This window comes from Flavobacterium jejuense (assembly GCF_006491595.2).
In the GTDB taxonomy this organism is placed as follows: Bacteria; Bacteroidota; Bacteroidia; order Flavobacteriales; family Flavobacteriaceae; genus Flavobacterium; species Flavobacterium jejuense.
In genome coordinates, this window is record NZ_VEVQ02000004.1 from 257,218 (window position 1) to 282,917 (window position 25,700).

Sequence of the window (25,700 nt, forward strand, 5' to 3'; positions counted from 1 at the left end):
ATCAAATCATTGCTTTTTTTATGTAATTAAAATTTTAGTTTATCATTAATTTTATTAACCTTTTGAAGTAATTTTTTTGGAGCTTTAAACCGATAACCTAAAAAAAATTCGATAAATGGAATATTGTCTTTTACATAGGAAGAACTATCAGTATTATGGTTAAGAATTAAGTAACTGAAATGACTTCCAAAATAAAAATTAGAAAAATCATATGTTATCGAAGAACTAAAATCTAATTCTGTTAATAAGGATGTAACTGATTTATTGTCTGAAGTGGTAGTATTTAAACCAATACCTGTAGAGATACCAGTAGATAATAATAAGTTTTTTATAGGTACAAAGTTATAGTAGTAAGAAGGTGCTAATGCAATATCAAAAGAGTAAATTTTACTTTCAAAACTTACAATATCATTCTCACTTACAATATCATATTCACTATAATAATAAAGTATTCTAGGTATAAGACTTCCAGCACTTTTAAGTTGTTTTTCATCTTGAGATACAACAGATTTAAAAGAGAAATTTGGATTTAAAATATAAGATGTGGAACCACCAATTTTAATTGATTTTATTTTTGGAAAATAGAAATTTATGGCATCATTTTTAATGTAAAATCCTTTTTCCTTATAAATATCAAAGGTTTGCATCCAATTACTAAAATAGGTTCTTAAGTTAATATTGAAAAGTTTGGCACCTTCATTGTCTTTATTAGTAGCTAAAAAATATGGAGCTATAGAGTATGAAATGGAAATGGATCGAAAGGAAATTGTAGCTCCAATTCTATCTTGTTTATTTGGATCAAGAATATAAAAATCATTAGAATTACGATCTTTTACATATAAGGAATTTGAAGTGTTTATAAAAAAAAGTCTAGTTGATATATTATTAGGAAAAGACTGAATAAAGCTATTTTTTTCATTAAAAACAGTATCTTTTACTATTGTTTCCTGTGAAAAACATGAAACAGAAATAATAAAAACAATACTGTTTAATAATGAAATTTTTATAGCCATTCAATTGGAGATTTTAAGACTTGAAGTAATTTTTCTTCTTCACTTCCTTTTTCAGGATGATGATTATAAACCCACTGTACATGAGGTGGTAAACTCATTAGAATACTTTCTATTCTTCCATTAGTTTTTAAACCAAATAAAGTACCTTTATCATGAACTAAATTAAATTCTACATAACGACCACGACGAATTTCTTGCCAGTTTTTTTGAATATTTGTATAAGACATTTTTTTTCTTTTTTCAACAATTGGAATATACGCAGTTAGAAAACTATTTCCAACATCTGTTACAAAATTATACCAATCTTCCATTTTCATGGTTTCAGTTTCTTTACAATAATCGAAAAATAAGCCCCCGATTCCACGAGCTTCATTTCTGTGTGCATTCCAAAAATAAGTATCGCATTGTTTTTTATATCTAGAATAAAATTCAGAATTATGTTTATCACAAACTGTTTTGCAAGTTTGGTGAAAATGTTTAGCATCTTCTTCAAACAAATAATAAGGTGTTAAATCTTGTCCGCCACCAAACCAACTATTGATTATTTCTCCTTTATCATCATACATTTCAAAATACCTCCAATTGGCATGTACAGTTGGCACCATTGGACTTTTAGGATGAATTACTAGACTCAATCCGCAAGCAAAAAAATCCGCTTCTCCTACATTGAATAATTTTTGCATAGAATCGGGTAATTTTCCATGAACTGCAGAAATATTTACACCTCCTTTTTCAAAAACATTTCCGTTTTCAATGACACGTGTTCTCCCACCACCTCCTTCGGGACGACTCCATAGATCTTCTTTGAAATAAGCTTTACCGTCTATTTCTTCTAATCCTTTACAAATTTGATCTTGAAGTTTTTGTATGTATGTATAAAATTTATTTTTCATAATTTGAATTCCAAATATTTCCTTTTTTTAAATTGTATTATAACTGGTAAACCAACATTAATCCTCCTCTATATAGTATCCATTCACCACTTTTATTAAATTTATCTGCACCATCATACCTTTCATTAGTACTTATTTTGTAGCCTTTGTAATAGCCTTGACTTGAGCCTCCACCAATAAACACTTCGAGATACCATTTTTTATTTATTAGGAATTGATAACCAGTAGTTATTCCATACATTATATTATATCCTTTTTGATAAAAATCGGTTGACCAATAATTGTATTTTTGGAGTTTATAAGAACCACCACCAATATGTGTTCCAATATAAAAACCTTTTCCAAATTCTTTAGTATAATAACGAAATTCAGGAAAAAGTAAGACAAATTTTTGAGGAGCAGTATTAATTGATTCCCAAAAAGAAGTGGTAACATCTATTTGAAAAGAAGTATGTTTTCCTAGCTTTGTTTCTATGCCTAAATTAGGAACTGCGGCTATTGCATAAAAAACATTTACTTTTAAATTAGTTTGACCATTTGAAAATAGCACAGTAGATAACAAAAATAAAAAGAGTAATGAAATCTGTACTTTTTTAGAACTTAGATTCATAAGTTAACTCCTTTTATTTTTGTTATTTAACCAAAGTGTTTCTACTTTTTATACTCTTTAACGGCTTCCACAAATGCTTTTGCATGATCTACAGGGATATTTGGTAAAATACCATGACCAAGGTTCACTATGTAATTGTCTTTACCAAATTCATCAATCATTTCATGAACCATTTTCTTGATAACAGGAATAGGAGATAACAATCTTGAAGGATCAAAATTACCTTGTAAAGTTATTTTTCCTCCAGTTAGATATCTAGCATTTCTTGGCGAACATGTCCAATCAACACCAATAGCTGCTGCTTTGGATTTTGCCATATCATTGAGTGCAAACCAACATCCTTTTCCAAAAACGATAACTTTTGTTGAATCAGCTAAAGCTTCTACTATTTGATTGATATATTGCCATGAAAATTCTGTATAATCAGTTGGAGACAACATTCCACCCCAAGAATCGAATATTTGTACAGCATTCACACCATGTTTTACTTTCTCTTTTAAGTAAAGAATAGTAGTATCAGTAATTTTTTGTAATAATAAATGTGCAGCAACAGGATTTGAAAAACAAAACCCTTTTGCTTTATCAAAGCTTTTTGACCCTTTTCCTTCTACAGCATAACAGAAAATAGTCCAAGGAGAACCTGCAAAACCAATTAATGGTACTTCATCATTTAACTTCTCTCGTGTCATGTCGATAGCATCCATAACATAACCTAAAGTTTCATTAATATCTGGAACAAAAACTTTATCTACATCAGTAGCTTTACGAATAGGGTTTGGTAAAACAGGTCCAATGTTATCTTGTAATTCTACATCGATTCCCATCGCTTGAGGAATAACTAAAATATCTGAAAATAAAATAGCTGCATCAGGTTTTATAACACGAATAGGTTGAACAGTAATCTCAGAGGCTAACTCAGGTGTTTTACAACGTGTAAAGAAATCGTACTTTTCTTTTATTGCCATAAATTCTGGCAAATATCTACCTGCTTGGCGCATCATCCAAACTGGAGGTCGTTCTACTGTTTCGTTATTAAGAGCTTTTAAAAACAAATCGTTTTTTATCATTTGATTTAAGGTTTTAAAAGTTAAGGTATTAAAGTTTAATTTTTTTAAACGAAAAACCTAAAACTAGTAATTAATTATTATATTTTATTACTTCTTCAATTACACTTTCAATACTAGGTTGAGAGGCAATTACTATATTCAATTCCGAAGTTTCGGAAATATCTTCTAATGCTTTTGCTGTTGTTTTTCCAATACAAAAACAAGTTTGATTATTTATTTTATTTTTTTGTAAATAACTTTCTACAGCAGACGGACTAAAAAATAAAATAGCATTGGTTTCTATTATAATATTTTTAGGCTGTAAAACCGTTTTATAAACTTGTATTTCATTAAAAAAAACACCTTTTTCAATTAATTTTTTCGGCAAAATATCCTTACGAATGGTTCCAGAAAAGAAAGTGAATTTTTGATTGAAATATTTTTCAATAATTTTTTCGGCAAGAGAATAAGCATCTGATGCAAAATCAATAACATTGAAACTATTTTTTTCTAAAAAACGCTTTGTTTTTTCTCCTACACAAAAACACTTTTTACTTGTAACACTATTAACATCTTTATTTTTTAAAATGCTTTTCACTGCATTTTTACTAGTAAAAATTAAGTTTTCATTTATTTGATCTAATGAAAAATTAAGTGTTTTTATTTTTATAAAATCAGCATGTACAAGGGCAAACTTTTTTTTATCAAGTAATGTAATTTGCTTTTTTGAAAGTTCTTTTGTACTTAAAACAACCATTTAGATTTTTTTATTTCTCAAATCATATTCTTCTTGACCCATGCAATAATTCTCAATATCTTTATTGTTTCCGTAAACTACCAAAATATCATCCTCTTGAACTATAGTTTCCGGATTAGGTCTGCCTATTGACTCTTTTACAAGCGTTTTTTTACCTATTAAATTTCGCTTTTCTTTTTTGCGAATGATAGTCACAAGTGTTAAGCTATATTTATCTACAGAATCTAGCTCACCTAGTGTTTTTCCATAAAATTCTTTTTTTGCCCTTACTTCAGAAATGGTAAAGTTATTATCTAACTGGTAATTTTCTAAAGTAGATTTGAAATTAATTTGCTTGGTTAAACGATCTGCAGAATCTTGTTCAGGGTGAATTATACTATAAATCCCCATAGCTTCAAGAACAGTATCGTGAATAGGAGATAGAGCCCTACTAATAATTTTTACATTGCTTAGTTTTTTGATAATGGCAGTTGTGATAATGGCAGCACCTTCATTTTCACCGATAGCAACTACTACTTTATCTGAATCTTTTAAAGGAACAGCTTCATAAGCTAACTCATTAGTCGAATCCATACAAATAGCATGTGATATTTTGTCTTTTACAAGATTTACCTTATCCATTTGTTTATCGATACCAATGACTTCGTTTCCAGTTTCTGTTAAACTTAAAGCCAATGACATTCCAAAATTTCCAAGCCCAAAAACAATTATTTTCATTTGAAACTTTTTTAGTTAATCAAAATATTTTCTTTTGGATACTCATAAAATTGATGGTTCATTTGACGTAATAAACCAATCATTAAGTTGAGCATTCCTATTCTCCCTATAAACATAACAGCAATAATTACATACTTGCTGGGTTCTGATAGTGTGGATGTAAAATTCAAACTTAAACCGACTGTACTGTAGGCTGAAAAACATTCAAAAACAACAGTTAATACAGGAGTCTTTTCGGGTTCAAATATTAATAAAGCCATTATTGCAATTCCTATAACAATTAGTGAAATACATAAAATTGCAAAGGCACGAGATGTTGATTCACTAGATATTCTTCTTCCAAAAATTTGAATTCTACTTTTTCCTTTTGCAACAGCAAATATATTTAGTGTTGCTAATGCAAAGGTACTTGTTTTAACACCACCACCAGTAGAAGCAGGTGAAGCCCCTATCCACATTAGAAAAATAATAAAAAGTAGTGATGGAACGGTCATTTTTGTATAATCTACCACATTAAAACCAGCTGTCCTTGGAGTAACGGAGCTAAAAGCTGCATTAGTAATTTTCCCAAATATTGTTTTGTGTTCTAACAAGGTGTTATTATATTCTGAAATAAATAAAAACAACCATCCTCCAAATAGTAATATGGTTGTAGTATAAATTACAATTTTTGTATTTACAGTAATTACAGGAACTTGCTTATGAATTAATTTTTTATCAAATAATTCTAAAACATACGTTTTAATATATCTATAAAAGTTAAAAATAATATTGTGACCAAGACCTCCAAAAATAATAAGTATCATTATTATCCATTGAAAAAAATAATGAAAGCGAATAGTCTCATCATAGAGACCATTTGAAAAAATAGAAAATCCAGCATTACAAAAAGCAGAAATGGAATGGAATATTGAAAAGAAAAACTTATTATCAATAGAATAATTATTGACTACAGATGAATAAATGAAAATAGCTCCAATAATTTCAACACTAACGGTAAAAATAACAACATTTAATGCTGCTCTAAAAACATCTTTTAATCCTTCTTGAGCAATAAAATCTTTTGTGTTTAATCCTTCTTTAAAAGAAGAACTTCCTCTAAAGAAAAAAGCAAAGAAAGATGTAAAAGTTAATATACCAATTCCCCCTAATTGAATTAATACTAAAATAATAGATTGTCCTATAGTTGTAAAGTCAACACCTGTGTCAACAACAGCTAAACCTGTCACACAAACTGCACTAGTTGCCGTAAATAATGCATTTGTAAAGGTAATTCCATTTGTAGTTGCACTTGGTAGCATCAATAAAAAAGCTCCAGATAAAGCAAGGATTAAAAAACTACCTACAAAAACAATCGCTGGATTAAAATAGATATCATATATATGTCTAACAAGTACTAATAGTCTTAAAAGAAAATATATAATTAAACCACCTTCTAAAATAGGTTTAATTTTTTGTAAAATGTAATGGTAACTAAAATCAGTGTTTGAAATAGCAATAAAAAACGAGATGATTAGCAAGAGTGAAATAATAATCATATTTACTAATGCTACTTTTTTATTGCTTTTATATTTATAAATAAAGAATTTAAAAGTATTAAAAACAAGAAGTAAAACGGATAGAATGATTAATCCAATTACATGAGGACTATTGAAGTTTTCTGCAAAATCATAACCAAAGTCAAAGACTATAAAAAGTAGTACAATAATATCAAAAAAGCGGTAAATATAATTGAGTAATGATTCTCTTTCCATTTTAGCAGTGATTTATTTCACTTTTAGCAGTGAACGAAGCTCTTTCATTAAAGAGTCACCTCCTTGATTTAAAATTTCGTTTGCACACTCTTTTCCAAAAGATTTATAATCAGCAAAATTACAACTTTTTTTAATGTAATGTTTCTCTTTTCCGTTTAAAGAGAATAACACCCCTTCAAAACGTATCTCGTTGTTTTTTATGGTTGCCAATGCACCAATTGGGGCTGTACAACCTCCTTCTAACGTTTTTAAAAATTGTCGCTCAATAAACGTACAAATTTCCGTTTCATTATGATTTAACTTTTCAAGAGCTTTTATTGAAAAACTATCATTTTCCATAGCGACAATAAGCATTGCGCCTTGTGCAGGAGCAGGAATCATCCAATCTAAATTGAGAAATGTTTCGGGTTTTAAATTGATTCTTTCTAAACCAGCAGCTGCAAAAATAGCTCCATTCCATCTGTTGTCTTTCAATTTCTGCATTCTTGTATTTACATTTCCACGTAAATCTTCAACAGTATGAGTAGGGTATTTATGCAACCATTGTGCTTTTCGTCTTAGACTCCCTGAAGCAATTATTCCGTCGGTTTCTAAAAAGTCTAAATTACCTTTGTGAATTAGAATATCTAATGTATTAGCTCTTTCTAAAACAGCCGCTTGCACAATTCCTTTAGGTAAACTCGTAGGAACGTCTTTCATAGAATGAACAGCAATATCTACTTCGCCTTTAAGCATTGCAACATCTAGAGTTTTTGTAAAAATGCCTGTTATTCCAAGTTCGTATAAAGGTTTATCAAGAATAAGATCTCCAGTAGCTTTTACAGCAATGATTTCTGTTTTATAACCTAAAGTGTTAAGTTTGTTTTGAACGGTATGAGCTTGCCAAAGTGCTAATTCGCTATCACGAGTTCCTATTCGTATTGTTTTTTCCAACATTTTATTTTTTTTGAACCATTAAGAAACTAAAGTTTTTAAAAATAATCAATTGCTAATGGTTTTAAAGAAGTAATTTAGTTATTTAATTGAAACACCTTCTCAATCCATTCGATACTTTCATCAACCATAGTGTTTTCATGTTTTAAATGATTGGCAAAATGAGTAGTGATTTTTTGAATGATTCGATTACTGATGATTTCCGCTTGTTCTTCGTTAAAATTATCGAGTTTTTTTCGTTGGTAATTCAACTCTGTTTTTTTTATATCGGCTAATTTTTCTTTTAAGGAATGAATGGTTGGAGCAAATTTTCTTGTTTTGGACCAACTCATAAATTCTTCAACAATTTCATTAATGATTTTTTCTGCAGCAGGAATGTGTTCTTTTCTTTTTTCTATGGTTTCATCGGTTACTTGAGATAAATAATCCAAATGTACTAAGGAAACACCATCTACAGTATTTACATTTTCGTTCACATTTTTAGGAATTGATAAATCTAAAATAAGTAATGGTTTTTTTAAATTTAAAATGGCTGCATCAATAGTTGGATTTTGTGCTCCTGTTGCAACGACTAAAACGTCTGATTTTTGAATTTCTAACTGTAAATTAGCATAGTCTTTAACTATAAGATTGAACTTTCCAGCAATTTTTTCTGCTTTTTCTTTTGTTCTATTTATTAAAACAATATGATCATTTTTTGTATGTTTAACTAGATTTTCACAAGTATTTCTGCCAATTTTTCCCGTTCCAAAAAGTAAAATATTTTTGGCACCAATATCCGGTACATTATTCATTATATATTGCACAGAAGCAAATGAGACAGAAGTTGCACCCGAACTAATATGTGTTTCATTCTTTACCCTTTTACTAGCTTGTATTACTGCATTAATTAAACGTTCAATGTAATTATTGCCTAAACCAAATTTTTTGCTTTCTGTAAATCCAATTTTTATCTGTGAAATAATTTCAAAATCACCTAATATTTGACTATCTAATCCTGTACCAACTTTAAATAAATGCGAAATGGCTTCTTTGTTTTTATAGACATAGGCAATCTTTTGAAAATCTTCAACAGTACCTAAACTATTATCGCAAAGTAATTTGATTAATTGGAAAGGATGTTCTGCAAATCCATATATTTCAGTACGATTACAAGTCGAAATAACAAAAAGGCTTTCAATGTTTTCGTTTTTCGCTTGATTTAATAAATCTATTCTTGTCTTTTCATTCAAACTAAATTTACCCCTCATCTCGGCATCCGCTTTTTTGTAGCTTAAACCAATGGCATAAAAAGTAGTGTGTTTGATACCTGTAAAGTTATCCATAAATTGTACTTTCCTTAAAGTGAAACAAAATTAAGGTAGAGCAGTGTTTAAAAATAACGCTCAAAGTACTTTTTGTGTCGATTGCAGATTTTTTGTAAAAATTATGATTTGTTTTTAGTATTTCATGTATTTTTGTAGTAAAATTGGTCATTGAGAACTTATTTATTTATAACCAATCTAAATAAGTTTAATTTTTAAAGCCTTATTTTTAATTCAAAAAACAACGCTATGAGTTCATTTGAAGAAATAAAAATAGAAACAGATTTTACATTACTTCGTTTTCAAAATGATTCTGAAACCATGGAACGCATTGAAAAACAAGTAAAAACAGGATTGATCCAATTTCATTTTAATGTGAAGGGAAAGGCTAAATTTATTTTCAATCAAGGTACTTATGCATTGGATTTAAATGAAGAAAAATCACTTTTACTTTATAATCCACAAAAAGAATTGCCATTACATTTAGAAGTAAGTCCAAAATCTTGGATTATTTCAATGCTTATTTCAATAAAAAAATTTCATGCTTTGTTTTCTAATGAAGCAGATGTTATTCCTTTTTTAAGCCAGGAAAATTTAGATAAAAAATATTATGGTGAAGAAGATATTAGTCCGTCAATGGCCATTGTACTCAACCAAATTTTTCATTACAATCAAAATTCTTCTATTAAAAATTTATATTTAAAAGGAAAAGGGTACGAATTAATGAGTTTGTATTTTAACCAAAATGAAGATCCAAATGCAGAACATTGTCCGTTTTTGATTGATGAAGAGAATGTTTTAAAAATAAAGAAAGCTAAAGAAATTGTCATAGAAAATATGGCAGAACCACCAGGATTACAAGAATTAGCAGATAAAGTTGGGTTAACCCTAAAAAAACTAAAAGTAGGTTTCAAACAAATTTATGGTGATAGTGTTTATAGTTTTTTGTTTGATTACAAAATGGAATATGCTAGAAAAATGTTAGATTCAGGTTCATACAATGTAAATGAAGTTGGGCTGAAAGTAGGTTACAGTACTTCAAGTCATTTTATTGCGGCTTTTAAGAAGAAATTTGGAACCACACCCAAAAAGTATTTAATGAACTTGAATTTGAATGTGTAAAAACTATAAATGATTGATTTATTTAATATTGGAATAGGAAAAATTAGTATAATTATAACACATATAAAAACTTGATTATTTATTTTTATCCAAGAGAATAATCATAGAAAATACAATTTAGAATAAATGAAAAAAGGAGTATTATTAGTCAATTTAGGTTCACCAGAAAGCCCTACCCCAAAGGATGTAAAACCCTATTTAGATGAATTTTTAATGGATAAGTATGTAATAGACGTTCCGTTTTTATTACGTGCTTTATTAGTAAGAGGAATTATTTTACAAACAAGACCCAAAAAATCAGCTGCTGCTTATAAAAAAATTTGGTGGGAAGAAGGTTCACCATTAATTGTGCTTTCGAAAAGAATGAAAGCTAAAGTAGAACAAAATGTAAGTATTCCTATTTCTTTAGCGATGAGATATGGTAATCCAAGTATTGAAAGTGGCTTACAAGAATTAAGCGATAAAGGAGTTACTGAAGTATTATTATTTCCTTTGTATCCACAACATGCTATGGCTTCAACGGTTACCATTTTAGTTTTAGCTGAAGAATTGCGTAAAAAGAAATTTCCTCACATGAATTTTACGATTGTTCCTGCTTTCTATAATCAAAAGGATTACATTAGAGATCTATCCAATTCTATTAAAAAACATTTAGAAGGATTTGAATATGATCATTTATTATTTTCTTATCACGGAATTCCAGAACGTCACGTTCGTAAAACAGATATTACTAAAAACCATTGTAAAATAGATGGTAGTTGTTGTAATACACCTTCACCAGCTCATGAATTTTGTTACCGTCATCAATGTTATGAAACCACAAAACAAGTGGTTGAATTTTTAGGTATCGAAGAAGGAAAATACAGTCAGACTTTCCAATCGCGTTTAGCTGGTGATAAATGGTTAACCCCTTATACGGATGTTGAAATCAACAAAATGCCAGAAAAAGGAATTAAAAAACTAGCAGTTGTAACTCCAGCTTTTGTATCGGATTGTTTAGAGACATTAGAAGAGATTGCAATGGAAGCCAATCATGAATTTAAAGCTCATGGTGGTGAAGAATTCAAAGCAATCCCTTGTCTAAATGATGATGATGATTGGTGCAAAACGTTAAGTCGCTGGATTGATCAATGGGCTTTTCAACCAGAAGAACAAAACAGATAATGGCAGTTTCTTCAACGGAATTAGGTACTTTGTCGATTAAACAGCTATTAATTAAACAATCTGTTCCTGCGTCTATAGGTATTTTATTTATGTCGGTTAATATTTTAATTGACACCATTTTTGTAGGTCAATGGATAGGTTCTTTAGCTATAGCAGCTGTTTCTGTTGTTTTACCTATTACATTTTTGATTTCTTCCTTAGGAATGGCTTTAGGTATTGGTGGAAGTTCTATAATATCAAGAGCTTTAGGGGCTAATAATAGAGAAAAAGCATTAAAAACATTTGGGAATCAAATTATGATGACCTTAGGTTTAGCGGTGATGTCTGTTATTATTGGTTTTTCCTTTTCAAGTGAAGTTTTGTTACTTTTTGGTGCTAATGGAGACATAATGAAACCCGCAATGGAATTTTTTACTCCTGTTTTATATGGTGTTCCATTTTTAGCACTTTGTATGATGGGAAATACTGTAATTAGAGCAGAAGGAAAGCCAAAGTTTGCGATGATTGCGATGATAATTCCCGCATTTAGTAATATTATTTTAGACATCCTTTTTATAAAAGTCTTAAATTTAGGAATGTTTGGTGCTGCTTTGGCTACCTCTATTTCTTATTTTATGTGTTTTGCTTTTATTTTGTGGTTTTTCATCTTTAAAAGTGAATTACACTTACATCTGAAACATTATTTTCTTGATTTTAAAATTGTTTCTGAAATTGCATCATTAGGTTTTGTAACTTTCGCTCGACAGGGAGTTGTGGCTATATTGTCTATTATTTTAAATCATACACTTTTTATTCATGGAGGAGAAATCTCTGTAGCCATTTATGGAATTATAAGCCGTATGTTAATGTTTGCTTTATTCCCAATATTAGGAGTTACACAAGGTTTTCTTCCAATTGCAGGTTATAATTATGGAGCTAAAAATTATGTTAGAGTTAGCGAAACAATTTCAACTTCTGTAAAATGGGCTGCAGGTCTAGCTACTGTTATTTTTATAGTTATTCTAGTTTTTGCAGAACCGATAGTAACTATTTTCTCAAAAGATGCAACAATAGTAAAAGAAACACCTAATGCTTTACGAATGGTTTTTGCTGCGTCACCTATTATAGCAATTCAGTTAATAGGAGCTGCGTATTTTCAGGCAGCTGGTAAAGCGATTCCTGCACTTTTATTGACTTTAACCAAACAAGGTTTTTTCTTAATACCATTGATTTTAGTTTTACCAAATTATTATGGTATTTTTGGAGTATGGATAGCCTTTCCTATTGCTGATATTTTATCTACTTTAGTAACAGGCTTCTTTTTAAAACGTGAAATGAATAGAAAGTTAACATTCGCTCAAGATGGAATATAACTATATAAAAGCTTTACACCTTATCTTTGTGATTACTTGGTTCGCAGGACTTTTTTATATGGTTCGCTTGTTTGTATATCATGCTGAAGCCAAACAAAAACCACAACTAGAACAAGATATTTTAATTAAGCAATATCAATTAATGCAATATAGGCTTTGGTATATCATTACTTGGCCAAGTGCTATTTTAGCAAGTATTTTTGCTTATTGGATGCTTTTTTTTACAGAAAGCGGAAAATTTTGGTTAACCCAACCTTGGATGCATGTAAAGCTAGCATTTGTTTTGCTACTCTATATATATCATGGAAAATGCCATCAAATTTTTAAACAATTACAAAGAAATGAAGTAAGAAACAGCTCTAATTTTTTTAGAATTTGGAATGAAGGTGCTACTATTATTTTATTTGCCATTGTTTTTTTGGTAATTTTAAAAAGTGCCATTAACTGGATTTACGGTGTTGTAGGCATTTTTGTTTTTTCAATTCTAATTATGTTAGGATTTAAATTATATAAACGAATTCGAGAAAAGAAGAATAATTAAAAGTGTACGCAATATTTAATATAAAACATATTTCTCTCCGATTAAGAATATTTCTTTCCATGATATTTTTAACACTTATTGCGTCTATTCTAATCGCATTTGTTTCTTATTATCAATTTAAAAAAGAAGCAAGAGAATACCATCAAGACCGATTAGAAAGAAAAGAGAATGCAATTATTGAAAATATTAATTATATTCTAAATAACACTAGTTTTCCTTTAATTACAGAGAATATTCAATATATATTCAAAGAAAAAATACATGAAATAGCAGATATCCATAGTCTTGAAATAAACTTTTTTGATTTAAAAGGGAATTTAATTATTTCATCAAAACCTGTTTTTAAAATGGATAGTATTCGACCAGAAATAAATGCTTCTACTTTAAAAATTTTACAAGGAACAATAGATAAGAGATATGTAGAGTTTACCAAAATTGATGGTTTACCTTATCGATCTTCATATTGTTATATAAAAGATAATAAATTTAAACCTTTGGCAATATTAAATTTACCTTATGAGGAAGATACCGAGTTTTACGATAACGAAATCAAGAATTTTCTAATTCGCTTTGGTCAGGTTTACTTTGTAATGTTGTTAATTTCTATTTTTCTTTCCTATTTTCTTTCTAGTTATATTACAAAATCGTTAAAAATAATTTCCGATAAAATACAGGAAACAAATTTCAATCAACAAAATCAAAAAATTGAATTAGACGAAGGTAGTAAAGAAATTAATTTACTGATAGAATCCTATAATAACATGGTAGATAAGTTAGAAGATAGTGCAACAAAATTGGCTCAGAGTGAAAGAGAACAAGCATGGAGAGAAATGGCAAAGCAAGTTGCTCACGAAATTAAAAATCCTTTAACACCTATGCGTTTGACGGTGCAAAGCTATCAAAGACGATTTGATTTAAATGATCCAAAAGCAAAAGAAAAGCTAGATGATTTTGCCAAAATATTAATTCAACAAATAGACACTATGAGTTCTGTAGCTGGAGCATTTTCTAATTTTGCCTCTATGCCAGCTCAGCAAAATGAAACTTTAAATGTGGTAAAAGTTGTTCAATTAGCCTTAGATATATTTAATGAAGATTTTATTCGTTTTTCATATTCAGAAGAAGAAATTATTGCTAGTTTAGATAGAACTCAATTAATTAGAGTAATTACAAATTTGGTTAAGAATGCTACTCAAGCTATCCCAGAGGAACAAGAAGATAAAGAAGTTGTTGTGCGAGTTTATAAGGATGAAAACAATGCTCTTATTTCTGTAAAAGACAATGGGAAAGGTGTAACAGAGCAAAATAAAGCACGTATTTTTGAACCAAAATTCACTACTAAATCTAGTGGAATGGGATTGGGTTTAGCTATAATAAAAAACATTATAGAAAATTATAATGGAACAATTACTTTTCAAAGTGAAGAAGGAACTGGAACTGAATTTTTAGTTTCTTTTCCAATTACAGAAGAACAGGAAATCATTTAACTACTAAAAAATATAAAAATGGAAAATATTTTAATTGAAAAATTAGACAACATTGCAATCATTACAATTAATAGACCTGAAAAATTAAATGCTTTAAATAAAGCTACAATTTTAGATTTACATGAAGGATTTAAATCTTTAGATGATGATAAATCAATAAAAGTTATTATAATTACTGGAAGCGGAGAAAAAGCCTTTGTAGCTGGAGCAGACATTTCTGAATTTGCTCATTTTTCTGAGGAAGATGGAGGAAAATTAGCGGCAAAAGGACAAGAATTATTATTTGATTTCGTTCAAAATTTATCAACACCAGTTATTGCTGCAGTAAATGGTTTTGCTCTAGGTGGTGGATTAGAATTAGCTATGGCTTGTCATTTTAGAGTAGCAAGTGATAATGCAAGAATGGGATTGCCAGAAGTAACCCTTGGAGTCATTCCAGGTTATGGAGGAACACAACGTTTATCACAATTAGTAGGAAAAGGAAGAGCAATGGAAATGATCATGACAGCTGGAATGATAGACGCACAAACTGCTTTAAATTATGGATTAGTAAATCATGTAGTACCACAAGCAGAATTATTAGATTTAGCCAAAGGAATTGCAGCAAAAATCACAAAAAATTCTAGTACTGCTATTTCAAAAGCAATTCAAGCAATCAATGCTAATTTTGAAGATGGTGTCAATGGATACGAAGTTGAGATTAAAAACTTTGGTGCTTCTTTTGGAACTGAAGATTTTAAAGAAGGAACTACTGCTTTTTTAGAGAAGAGGAAAGCTGATTTTAAATAGTAAAAAACAATTATAATTTAAAAGGCTGTTTTGATATTTTCAAACAGCCTTTTTGTTTTCATTAGAATAATTAGATAGAATAAGATTCTACTCTGTCTGTATTTTCAGAAAAGTTTTCATCAAAAACCGTACTCACAAAATTCCATTTTGATTCTACATTACTTGTTGTAAATGTTAGCGTAAGATACCCTCTATTGGATGCGTTTACATAATTAAGATCATCAATTAAGATTTGCATGGCATTTTCAAAACCAGTAATGCTAGTTGCATCAATTCCTAAATAATACTCTAAACCTGGAGAAGTTACTGAAGAAGTTGCAAATTCTTTACCAATTTCATTCGAGTCATTAGATACTAAATTAGTATACCAAGCATTATGTGTATCTCCTGCTAAACAGACTATTTTTTTACCAGCAAAGCTGTTGTATAACATTTCTCGCTCCACAGGATAACCATCCCAAGCATCTAAATTATAAGGTAAAACAGTTGCTATTCTAGCAATTTCGACACTTGTAAGTGTTGGGTCATTATTGAGATAACGTAATTTTATAGTCACTAATTCTGTTAAAGTTTGTTGAAACTGTTGTAAAGCTCCTGGAGCTCCTCCTGTAACAGCACCTAACCCTAATAACATTTCAGCAGGAATAAACATTTTTCCCATTAAAACTTGTTGACCCAAAACTTGCCAATGTGCGGAACTACCAGTAACTTGAGAAACCAACCAATTTCTTTGTGTAGATCCTAATAATGTACGTGTTGGATCCAACCAATCGTTTTGAAAGCTAGTAGTATTAAAATTGCCAGTTCCATCAATATAATTAGTATAATCTAGCTGCTTGTCTCTAGCAATAACACGAGTATCTAACATGATTAAGTTTACTAGATTACCAATGTTGAAATTTCTGTAGATTAAACTGGTGTCATTTGAGCGTAAAGGTAAAAATTCGCTATAGGCTTTAATGGCATCTGCTTTTCTAGCTTCAAAACTACCTTCATTGGGCTGATGATTTTCTGCTCCATCTTTATAAGTATCATTAGCAATTTCATGATCATCCCAAACGCAGATAAAAGGTTTCTTTTGGTGTGCCAATTGTAAGCTTTTATCAGAACGATATTGCTTGTAACGGGTTCTATATTCTGCTAAAGTTATAATTTCATTTTCTGGTTCATGACTTCTATTTAATAAAGTAGTGAATTCATTGGTTCCATATTGACCTTGACCATATTCGTATATATAATCGCCTAAATGCACAATAATGTCAGCATCAGAATTGGCCATAGCTTTATAAACATTAAATAATCCAGCAGGATAATTGGAACAAGAACAAACCGCTAGTTTTATCGAATTAGTTGCAATTGGTAAAGTAATGGTTTCACCTACAACTGATACGCTTCTGTCTTCTTGGTTAAAAAAACGGTAATATATTTTTTTATCAGCCTCTAAATTTTGAAGTTCAATAGCTAATGTATAATCTCTAGTAGGGTCTGTAATTACTTCACCACTTCTAAAAACGGATTCAAATTGGTTATCATAAGCTACTTGCCAATGAATTTTAATTTGAGGTTTACCAGTGTTATATCGGGTCCAAATGATAACTTGATCATGAGTAGGGTCAAAACTAGCTACACCATGTGCAAAATTATCTGGAGTATAATCATCTGGTATACCAAAAACGGTAGTATCATCGGTACAACTAATAAAATTAGGAGCTAAAAGTAGCCCACCAGTTGTTAAAATGGAATTGACTAAAAAGCGTCTTCTAGATAAAGAATGCTGACTCATTTTTTCTATATTTAAATTTTATCAAAATTCAAATATTAGATTTATAAAGTCTTTACCTAATGATTAAGTAAAGATTAAATAAGATTCTTAAAGTGTATTGTTAGTAGGCTATTCTTTAAGAAAAGAATAAATCATTATTAATTTAGTAGTACTTTATTATTTTTCACCTTCCCATTCAGCATAAAATTGCGCTAAAAATTTCTCCATAAAGGCATGGCGTTCTTTAGCTAATTTTTTACCAGTTTCGGTATTCATTTTATCCTTTAAAAGTAGTAGTTTTTCGTAGAAATGATTTAATGTTGGTGCTTCGCTCTTTTTATATTCTTCTTTACTCATGTTGAGGTTCGGTTGAATTTCTGGATTATACAAAGGTCTGTTTTTAAAACCACCATAATTAAAACTCCGAGCTATTCCTATGGCTCCAATGGCATCCAATCGATCAGCATCTTGTACAATATCTAATTCTTTTGAAGTGAATTTCTTTTCAAAATTACCTCCTTTAAAGGAAATATTTTCAATAATAGCAATTACATGTGTTATAGTATTTTCATTAACATTTTGGGTAACCAAAAAACCACGAGCTACTTTCGGGCCAATTTTTTCATCACCATTATGAAATTTACTATCAGCAATATCATGAAGTAAAGCACCTAGTTTTACAATTTCAAGATTACAATCTTCTTCTTTGGCAATTAATAACGCATTTTTATAAACACGTTCAATGTGAAACCAATCATGACCTCCTTCTGCATGTTGAAGTTGCTCTTTTACAAAAAGAATAGTGTTATTTATAAGTGTCATTTTTTATATAGAAAAATTCCAAATTCCATTACAAATGAATAGAATTTGGAATTTAATTTTTTAGAATTTATAGTATTATTTTATTAAAGCGGGTTGAACCCATTTAAAAACATGACTAGTTTCAGGAATAACTAGTCTTTCAGAAACGCGTGTCATTCGAGCAGGTAATTTCATTAAAAAATCCCTTGCTTTTTCAGCTTCATCTGTAAGATTAGTAATTTTATCAATTTGCCATTTATCAATCAATTTTTGCATGATATCAACATAATCAGCCGCTGTGTACACACCAATTCTTTGAGCAGCATCTGAAAACTGTTCAAAAGCAGTACTTATTTTTTGTCCAGATTCTCTCAAAAAGTGAGCAGGCATTGTAATTTTATGCTTCATCATGTGTTGGAAAGCCAACATCATTTCACTTGGATCCACTTCGAAAATTCTACTTACAAAAGTACTATATGCTTGATGATGACGCATTTCGTCTCCAGCGATTAATCGACACATTTTAGCCAATTTATTATCACCAAATTTCTTAGCCATTTGCGCTACGCGATTGTGAGAAACATAGGTTGCTAACTCTTGAAAACTAGTATAAACAAAGTTTTTATAAGGATCATTACTAGTTCCAATATCAAAACCATCATTAATTAGATGTTGTGTGGTCATTTCAATTTCACGCATGTCTACACGTCCTGATAAATAAAGGTATTTATTAAGTGTGTCTCCATGACGATTTTCTTCACCAGTCCATTGCCTAATCCATTTGCTCCAACCGTTTCCACCATTTTCTTGATCAACACCTTCCACTTGAGTTAACCAGGATTCATAAGTTGGTAAAGCTTCTTCAGTGATAGTATCACCTACTAAAACGACCCAAAAATCATAAGGGAATTCTTTAGCAATTTCTCTCAATTCCGTTACTTCATCAAAGAATTTTTCATTTTGAGAATTGGGTAACAAATCGGTTGGTTGCCAAATTTTTTCAACTGGAATTAAAAATTCTTCTACGAAAGAATCAATTTTCTTTTCCAAAAACTGCATTACTTCTAAGCGAACATTTTTTATTGACATTATATTATTTTTTTATATTATCAGTTATTATTTTTTCTGTTTTTTCTAAAATTTCTTCAAATTTGTAATCAGAAATTTTTAAAGGTTCGTGAACTTGAAATTCTAATCGATTTCCTAGTCCTAATGGAAAAGTACCGTAACGTGACATTTTCCATGAATTATTTATAGTTACAGGAGCAAAATAAGCATCTGGAGCAAATTTGTATAACATTTTTAAGCCATTTACTGAAAAAGGCTTTGGAACTCCTGTTTTACTTCTTGTCCCTTCTGGAAAAATGACTACTGAATAATTATTTTTATTAATAAATTCTCCACATTTTTTAATTTCCGACAAAGCTTGTTTGCCATCTTTTCTATCAATTAGAGCTGAACCGCCATGTCTTAGGTTATAAGAAACACTTGGAATGCCTTTTCCTAATTCTTTTTTGCTGATAAATTTGGGATGCCAACTTCTTAAAAACCAAATTAAAGCTGGAATATCATATAAACTTTGATGATTGGCTACAATAATTAAAGGCACATTTTTTGGCAATTTTTCTTTTCCTTTGAACGAATAAATTGTACCTAATAGATGCGTATTTCTAACCAAAAACCAGTTTAATATTGCAACACTCCATCGATGTGCATTGTATCCAAAAAGGTTGAAGCAAATCCATTGTATGGGATGAAACAAACATAACCAAAACAAAAACAGTGTATAATACACAATAGAAATTGGGTAAGAAATTATCTTTTGCATAACAGGATAGACTTTTTAACAAAGGTACTATTTAAAACAAAAAAACCATCATTAAAAGATGGTTTTCATAGTTTTAGAGATAACAAATTAACAATATTCGTTATAAGCATCTTTTAAGTTTTCTGCAATTAATTCTGCTGGACGACCTTCAATATGATGACGTTCTAACATATGAACTAATTCTCCATTCTTGAATAAAGCCATACTTGGCGAAGAAGGAGGAAAAGGAAACATTTGTTCTCTTGCAGCATCAACTGCTTCTTTATCTACACCTGCAAAAACGGTGATTAAATTAGCTGGTTTTTTTGCACCATCTAAACTCATTTTTGCACCTGGACGCGCATTTCTTGCAGCACAACCACAAACGGAATTCACTACTACTAAAGTAGTTCCTTCTTTCTGAATTTCATTGTTAACGTCTGCTGCTGTATATAATTCTTTAAAACCAGCTTCAGAAAGTTCTGCACGCATGGGTTTTACCATTTCTTCTGGATACATAAATTTGTATTTTAAATTAACATTACAAAGTTACAAAGATTAACTAATTCCATATCTAATAAAATCATAAAGATTTGTTATAGGTCAATAAAGAAAGTAAAATTTAGAAAATTCTTCTAAATAAAGCTTTCATAAAAGGAATTTTTGGGCATTTCCACATCACTCTTAAATCTTCAAGAAACGAAGTCTCTTCATCCAAAAATCTAAAAATTAAAATCGGATTTCCTTTTTTGAATAAAGCTGAAAACACTTTTGAACCTAGAGCATTATTTTTGAATAAAACATCAATAAATAATAAATCATAAAGCCAAAATTTATCTTTTTTGTAAAATTGAGTAAAATCAGCATCTTTTTGAAGAAATGTTACTAAGGCTTTTGATTTTTTGGTTGCATTTTTAAAAGTAAAACCAGTACTTGCTTTGGTCCAACCACCTGCGGAACCTATATTGACTATGTTTTTGGTGTTGTGTTTCCAAAATTCATAACTTGTCATAGGTATATTTCCATATTCTTTTTCAATTATTTCATAGTCGTAAATTCCTAATTTTTGTATGTAATTTACAATGGCCTCTTCATATTCTTCTATAGAAAGTAAATCTTTTGAAAACAAAGTGTATTCTAATAAAGCTTCGGTTTTTGAAGTTGGTAAAACATACATAAAACGAGTATTTCCTTTTTGTTCAATCGAAAAATCCATAAAAGTGGCAGCATCTTGATTAAAAACAGCTTCTTTTGTTTTAATGAACCAACCTATAAAATGTTGTTGCAATAAAGGGTATTTATTTTGAGAAGTAACTATTTCAGAATAAAAAATGGAATTAAAAACTTTATCTGCTGTAAATTCTTGGTATTCCGTTTTTATATGACACTGGTTACCCAAATCTTCAAAAGAAACTACATCTTCAGTAAGAAAAGATATTTCTTTGTGTTTCGAAATCTCTTGGAAAACAAAGTTATAAAAGTCTATTCCTTTTATCATTTTATATTCATAGGGTTGAATCTTTAGTTCTTTTTTAAAATTGTTGTTGGTAAAAAGAGCTGCTTGCCATTTCTTTGAGATAATGGAATCAAAAAGAGTTGTTTCATCCCAAAAACACCACGTTCTGTCATTGATTTTTTTAGAATCTTTATCAAGTAATAAAATAGATTTACCTTTAAATTTTCCAGATAAAATCATTTCATAAACTATCATTAAAGCCGAAAGACCTGAGCCAGTAAATATGTAATTGTAGTGTTTCACTTTTCAAAGATATTGAAATGAAGTTATATTTGTCATGATTTGTTCCATCAAACAAACGTTAAACCTTGTTTAAAAAACGAATTGAATCTATAAAACATATAATTTTGACATATTAAATTTATAATTATGCTTAAGGAATATGATAAAGCGTGGGCTAAGTACCAAGAAAGTTTAAAAATTGTACCACTTCCATTAATAAGTTGGGAATTTTATAATATGCCAAGAGCTGAGCAAAAAGAATTTAATGATATTCAAGCCAACTGGTCTGAGAAAATTAACTATTTAAAAGTAAAGAAGACAAACAATAGTGCCATTTTAGTTACTGATGCTAATTTTAAAATCATTTTTGCCTCTACTAACATTATGGAAATGAATGGCTATGATTACAAAGAAATAATAGGAAATTCTCCAAAGATGTTTCAAGGCAAGGAGACTTCATTAGAAAGTAGAAAAAAAATTCGTATAGCAATAGAAAATTTACGTCCTTTTAAAGAGGTTATTTTGAATTACAAAAAGAACGGAGAAATTTATTTATGTCAAATTGAAGCGTATCCAAAATTTGATAAAAAAGGCATTTTTGTAAATTATATTGCCTTTGAAACGGCAGCTTAATTTGAAATAATTTTAACTGCGGATTTATCTTCTCCTATGGCTACAAATGTAAATTCACCTGTAACAGCTTTTTCACGGGTGTCATCATACATTTGCTCTATAAAAATCTCTACTCTCACTTTTAAGCTTGTATTCCCTAAATAGGTTACTTTACCAATAAGTTCAACAATTGTTCCATGAGGTATAGGTTTATTAAAATCTATTTTATCACTACTAACAGTTACCATTTTTTGTCTGCTAAAACGAGTGGCTGTTATAAAAGCAACTTCGTCCATTAATTGCATAGCAGTCCCTCCAAAAAGGGTGTCATAATGATTTGTTGTATTAGGGAAAACGGCCTTGAATACTCTTGTAATCGAATTTTCGATTCTTTTTTCTAAACTCATAAAGTGTAAATTATCTTTATAATTTTGTATTAAAATTCCTAAATTAGTTAAGTTTTCAAAAGTAATACATATCTACTCTAAAAAAGAATATTTTCGATTTAATTTAAAATATATCTAAGTCCTAAAAACCCTCTTATTCCTTGGTTAGGAGCATAAACATAACTAGGGTCAAAAGTTAGCGCGTACGGATTGTTTGGCGTTGCTGTAGCGTTTCCATTGGCATCAAAAACAACTGCTTTATCAAATGGATCGTTTGCTCTTGCTATTAAAAAAGGGTTGTTTTTATTTGGTGTCCAATTTAAAAGATTTTTAATGCCACCATAAAGTTCAAAATACTTGAAGTTTTTATAGGTAAATTGGATATTTTGAATACTCCAAAAAGGAGAATATTCGCTTCTTGGATCTAGATCCCCTAATAATGGTAATCGCATGGGACCGTATAAATTACCAGTATAATCGATAGAGGAATTCCATTTTACAATATCATAAGTAATTCCCCAAGTAGTGCTAAATTTTTCAGTTAATATAGGAGTGCTTATGATTCCATCTCTTTTGTTTTTTGACTCTAAAGCAGTAAAGCCTATCATTGTTTTTAAACCAAATGGGAAAATTAACTCAAAATTTCCTGTTAGACCATAGGTTTTAGAATATCCATTTAAATTAGAATATATAATTTGATTAGGATTAGTATCATAATCAGGAATAATTTGATTTTTAAAATGAGTGTACCAACTCGAAAATTCTATTACTGAATGAACTCCATCACCTATTTCAAATTTTCTTAAATAATTGAAATTAATATTGTAGGATTTCTCTGGGTTTAAATTTTCAGTAATGATAACATCTCTGGAACCCGTTAAAGCAGCATGTTCTTCTGTGAATAAATTGACCACTCTAAAGCCAGTTCCAGCATTAATTCTAAAAATATCATTTTTAGAGGGTTTCCATTTATAGGCTATTCTAGGAGTAAAAATAGCGCCATGTATAGAATTATAATCATATCTTGTACCTAACAAAACACTATGTTTTTCGCTTAATTTTATTTCATCTTGAAGAAAAAGGCTACTAATTTTAGTTTTTTCCGGTTTTTTGGTTGCGGTTGTATTATCATTATAAAATTGGTAACGAAAAGCCGTTCCAAAAAGCAGATCGTGATTTCCTATTTTTTTATCCCATGTCATTTGTCCATAAGCAATTTCTTGTTTCGCTAGAAAAAACACATCTCCGTAAACGGAATTTTGATTGTGATTAGTATAAGAAAAAGAAGCTATTAAATTTTCTTTAATAGGTAATTGATATTTTCCTAGTACTTCATAACGTTTAGTATAAATGCTTTCCCCATATACTTCATTGCCACCTCTATAACTTTTATTCCATTGCATTTCTCCACCCCAACGGTCTTCATAAAAATAACGTCCAGCAAGTGAAAATTCTTTTTCACTTTTTCTTAAAATGGAAAATTTATTAAAAATTGAAATTCTATTTTGTAAAGTAACATCGGTAAAATTATCTTTATTATTGTCAATTGGGTTGTTGTAATTGTAATAATTTATCCCAATAAGTGAATTGATTTTCTTTCCTAAGGAATATTTAGCACCTAAATCAATATTGTTTTCTAGCCAAGAAGTACTGAAAGCATCTGCATAGAATAACGGAGCTGTTTCTGGACTTTTTGTAATAATATTAATTAAACCTCCTACAGCTTCACTACCATACAAAGAAGAAGCAGGTCCTTTTACAATTTCTATTCTGTCAATCAATGAATTTGGAATTCCAGACAATCCATATACAGTTGACAAACCACTTACTATAGGCATTCCATCTATGGTTACCATTGTGTAAGGACCTTCTAAACCATTAATATGAATATCACCAGTATTACAAACATTACAATTTAATTGAGGGCGTACACCATTTACATTTTGTAGGGCTTCAAAAATATTGGGTGTTGGGTTTTTCTTTAGGAAAGAGGCAGTATAGACTTCTACTGGCACAGGAGTTTCTAGTCTGGAAACGGGTTTTAGAGTTCCTGTAACAACAACTTCATCTAGGCTGTGATTTTCCTCAAGCGTTATATTAATAGTAATGTCAGTTTCATTATTTACAGTGATATTCTTCTTTTTTGATTTAAAACCAATAAAAGAATAAGTAATTGAATAAGTTCCATTTGGAATATTTTTTAAAAGATAAAAGCCATTTTCATCTGAATTTATTCCCAAATTTAACGTTGGAATAAAAACAGAAGCAAAAGCCAAAGCCTCATTATTAGTTAAAATTTTCCCTTTTATAGTGGTTTGCCCAGAACTAAGTGCAGTAATAAAACCAAATAGCAGAAATATTTTTTTCATTTACATTAAAATTAAATTTAGACAAAACTAAAAATATTTTTTAGAATAACAGAATAAATTTATTATATTTGATTAAATTTATTTTTAAAATGACCATTTCTGAAGAGAATTATTTAAAAGTTATTTATCATTTATCATTGGTTTCACCAAAAGGAGTAAACACAAATGCTATTGCAGGAATGCTAGAGACAAAAGCTTCATCAGTAACTGATATGTTAAAAAAATTAGCTGAAAAAGAAGTAGTTACCTATAAAAAATATCAAGGTGCTTCTTTAACTAATAAGGGATTAATACAGGCAAAAAAAATAGTAAGGCGTCACCGATTGTGGGAAGTTTTTTTAGTGGAAAAGTTGCAATTTTCTTGGGATGAAGTACATGAAATTGCGGAAGAATTAGAACATATAAAATCAGAAAAACTAATTAATAGTTTGGATGCATTTTTAGAATTTCCTGATTTTGATCCACATGGAGATCCTATTCCTAATGAAAAAGGGGAAATGAAAAAATTAGATAAACAATTACTATCTGAGATACCTTTAGAAACTTTATGTAAATGTGTAGGAGTAAAGGATTCTTCAGCAGAATTTTTACAATATTTAGATAAACAAAAAATCACTTTAGGTTCTCAAATTAAAATACTTGAGAAGGAATCTTTTGATGAATTAATTAGAGTTGAAATAGATAAAAAAGTAATGGTTTTATCTAATAAAATTGCCACAAACTTATATGTACAATAACATAAA

Annotated in this window: 25 protein-coding genes; 8 read left to right on the forward strand and 17 right to left on the reverse strand. The window is 29.5% G+C overall.

The annotated features are described in order from the left end of the window. Positions 1 to 26 precede the first annotated feature (26 nt). The 9 genes from FIA58_RS08105 to hemA form a co-directional block, all read right to left on the reverse strand. Positions 27 to 1,013, reverse strand: coding sequence for a DUF4421 family protein (locus FIA58_RS08105; RefSeq protein ID WP_140961976.1), 987 nt, complete (start codon positions 1,011 to 1,013; stop codon positions 27 to 29). Continuing rightward, on the reverse strand, positions 1,004 to 1,906 hold the full coding sequence (hemF, locus tag FIA58_RS08110; RefSeq protein WP_140961977.1) for an oxygen-dependent coproporphyrinogen oxidase: 903 nt from the start codon (positions 1,904 to 1,906) through the stop codon (positions 1,004 to 1,006). Before hemF ends, FIA58_RS08105 begins: the two co-directional genes overlap by 10 nt. Before the next feature lie 37 nt (positions 1,907 to 1,943). After that, complete coding sequence (locus tag FIA58_RS08115; RefSeq protein ID WP_140961978.1) at positions 1,944 to 2,516, reverse strand: DUF3575 domain-containing protein; 573 nt, start codon at positions 2,514 to 2,516, stop codon at positions 1,944 to 1,946. A 41-nt stretch (positions 2,517 to 2,557) separates the two neighbouring features. Beyond that, positions 2,558 to 3,583 (reverse strand): uroporphyrinogen decarboxylase, encoded by a 1,026-nt coding sequence (gene hemE / locus FIA58_RS08120; protein ID WP_140961979.1) that lies wholly within the window; start codon positions 3,581 to 3,583, stop codon positions 2,558 to 2,560. 70 nt (positions 3,584 to 3,653) lie between these two features. Then, on the reverse strand, positions 3,654 to 4,319 hold the full coding sequence (locus tag FIA58_RS08125; RefSeq protein ID WP_140961980.1) for a uroporphyrinogen-III synthase: 666 nt from the start codon (positions 4,317 to 4,319) through the stop codon (positions 3,654 to 3,656). After that, positions 4,320 to 5,036 carry a potassium channel family protein gene (locus FIA58_RS08130; RefSeq protein WP_140961981.1) on the reverse strand — a complete coding sequence of 239 codons (717 nt, stop codon included), beginning with the start codon at positions 5,034 to 5,036 and terminating at the stop codon, positions 4,320 to 4,322. Positions 5,037 to 5,047: 11 nt separating this feature from the next. Beyond that, complete coding sequence (locus FIA58_RS08135) at positions 5,048 to 6,790, reverse strand: TrkH family potassium uptake protein (RefSeq protein WP_140961982.1); 1,743 nt, start codon at positions 6,788 to 6,790, stop codon at positions 5,048 to 5,050. 12 nt (positions 6,791 to 6,802) lie between these two features. Beyond that, positions 6,803 to 7,726: a hydroxymethylbilane synthase gene (hemC, locus tag FIA58_RS08140; RefSeq protein WP_140961983.1), complete on the reverse strand. Its 924-nt coding sequence runs from the start codon at positions 7,724 to 7,726 to the stop codon at positions 6,803 to 6,805. Between the two features lie 74 nt (positions 7,727 to 7,800). Next, entirely contained in the window at positions 7,801 to 9,048 is a 1,248-nt protein-coding gene (gene hemA, locus FIA58_RS08145; RefSeq protein WP_140961984.1) for a glutamyl-tRNA reductase, read from the reverse strand. Between the two features lie 228 nt (positions 9,049 to 9,276). Between hemA and FIA58_RS08150 the strand changes: the two genes are divergently transcribed. The 6 genes from FIA58_RS08150 (at position 9,277) to FIA58_RS08175 (ending at position 15,482) form a co-directional block, all read left to right on the forward strand. Beyond that, positions 9,277 to 10,149 (forward strand): helix-turn-helix transcriptional regulator, encoded by an 873-nt coding sequence (locus FIA58_RS08150; protein ID WP_140961985.1) that lies wholly within the window; start codon positions 9,277 to 9,279, stop codon positions 10,147 to 10,149. A gap of 126 nt (positions 10,150 to 10,275) precedes the next feature. Next, entirely contained in the window at positions 10,276 to 11,313 is a 1,038-nt protein-coding gene (hemH, locus tag FIA58_RS08155) for a ferrochelatase (RefSeq protein ID WP_140961986.1), read from the forward strand. Further along, positions 11,313 to 12,665, forward strand: coding sequence for an MATE family efflux transporter (locus tag FIA58_RS08160; protein WP_208022779.1), 1,353 nt, complete (start codon positions 11,313 to 11,315; stop codon positions 12,663 to 12,665). The genes hemH and FIA58_RS08160 overlap by 1 nt, the downstream gene beginning before the upstream one ends. After that, positions 12,655 to 13,206 carry a CopD family protein gene (locus FIA58_RS08165; RefSeq protein ID WP_140961987.1) on the forward strand — a complete coding sequence of 184 codons (552 nt, stop codon included), beginning with the start codon at positions 12,655 to 12,657 and terminating at the stop codon, positions 13,204 to 13,206. The genes FIA58_RS08160 and FIA58_RS08165 overlap by 11 nt, the downstream gene beginning before the upstream one ends. 59 nt (positions 13,207 to 13,265) lie before the next feature. After that, complete coding sequence (locus tag FIA58_RS08170; RefSeq protein WP_140961988.1) at positions 13,266 to 14,693, forward strand: sensor histidine kinase; 1,428 nt, start codon at positions 13,266 to 13,268, stop codon at positions 14,691 to 14,693. 12 nt (positions 14,694 to 14,705) lie between these two features. Then, a complete protein-coding gene (locus FIA58_RS08175; protein ID WP_140961989.1) occupies positions 14,706 to 15,482 on the forward strand; it encodes an enoyl-CoA hydratase/isomerase family protein in 777 nt (258 codons plus the stop codon). A 70-nt stretch (positions 15,483 to 15,552) separates the two neighbouring features. Here FIA58_RS08175 and FIA58_RS08180 read toward each other — a convergent pair whose 3' ends face one another. From FIA58_RS08180 to FIA58_RS08205, 6 genes are all read right to left on the reverse strand, one after another. After that, positions 15,553 to 17,265, reverse strand: a complete 1,713-nt coding sequence (locus tag FIA58_RS08180; protein ID WP_140961990.1) for an alkaline phosphatase D family protein — start codon at positions 17,263 to 17,265, stop codon at positions 15,553 to 15,555. Between the two features lie 156 nt (positions 17,266 to 17,421). Beyond that, a complete protein-coding gene (locus tag FIA58_RS08185) occupies positions 17,422 to 18,066 on the reverse strand; it encodes an HD domain-containing protein (RefSeq protein ID WP_140961991.1) in 645 nt (214 codons plus the stop codon). A gap of 75 nt (positions 18,067 to 18,141) precedes the next feature. Then, positions 18,142 to 19,134 (reverse strand): acyl-ACP desaturase, encoded by a 993-nt coding sequence (locus FIA58_RS08190; RefSeq protein WP_140961992.1) that lies wholly within the window; start codon positions 19,132 to 19,134, stop codon positions 18,142 to 18,144. Positions 19,135 to 19,138: 4 nt separating this feature from the next. After that, positions 19,139 to 19,873, reverse strand: a complete 735-nt coding sequence (locus FIA58_RS08195) for a lysophospholipid acyltransferase family protein (RefSeq protein WP_140961993.1) — start codon at positions 19,871 to 19,873, stop codon at positions 19,139 to 19,141. 87 nt (positions 19,874 to 19,960) lie between these two features. Beyond that, complete coding sequence (locus tag FIA58_RS08200) at positions 19,961 to 20,371, reverse strand: BrxA/BrxB family bacilliredoxin (RefSeq protein WP_140961994.1); 411 nt, start codon at positions 20,369 to 20,371, stop codon at positions 19,961 to 19,963. Between the two features lie 103 nt (positions 20,372 to 20,474). Beyond that, positions 20,475 to 21,611 carry a lycopene cyclase family protein gene (locus tag FIA58_RS08205; RefSeq protein ID WP_140961995.1) on the reverse strand — a complete coding sequence of 379 codons (1,137 nt, stop codon included), beginning with the start codon at positions 21,609 to 21,611 and terminating at the stop codon, positions 20,475 to 20,477. 126 nt (positions 21,612 to 21,737) lie between these two features. On the opposite strand from FIA58_RS08205, the gene FIA58_RS08210 reads away from it, so the two are divergent. After that, complete coding sequence (locus FIA58_RS08210) at positions 21,738 to 22,223, forward strand: PAS domain-containing protein (RefSeq protein WP_140961996.1); 486 nt, start codon at positions 21,738 to 21,740, stop codon at positions 22,221 to 22,223. Here the strand turns inward: FIA58_RS08210 and FIA58_RS08215 are convergent. Together FIA58_RS08215 and FIA58_RS08220 are read right to left on the reverse strand one after the other, a co-directional pair. Beyond that, positions 22,220 to 22,609 carry an acyl-CoA thioesterase gene (locus FIA58_RS08215; protein ID WP_140961997.1) on the reverse strand — a complete coding sequence of 130 codons (390 nt, stop codon included), beginning with the start codon at positions 22,607 to 22,609 and terminating at the stop codon, positions 22,220 to 22,222. The genes FIA58_RS08210 and FIA58_RS08215 overlap by 4 nt on opposite strands. Positions 22,610 to 22,707: 98 nt before the next feature. Then, positions 22,708 to 24,957 (reverse strand): TonB-dependent receptor, encoded by a 2,250-nt coding sequence (locus FIA58_RS08220; RefSeq protein WP_140961998.1) that lies wholly within the window; start codon positions 24,955 to 24,957, stop codon positions 22,708 to 22,710. A gap of 89 nt (positions 24,958 to 25,046) precedes the next feature. Here FIA58_RS08220 and FIA58_RS08225 point away from each other — a divergent pair, with 89 nt between their 5' ends. Continuing rightward, positions 25,047 to 25,694, forward strand: coding sequence for a metal-dependent transcriptional regulator (locus tag FIA58_RS08225; RefSeq protein ID WP_140962075.1), 648 nt, complete (start codon positions 25,047 to 25,049; stop codon positions 25,692 to 25,694). Positions 25,695 to 25,700 lie beyond the last annotated feature (6 nt).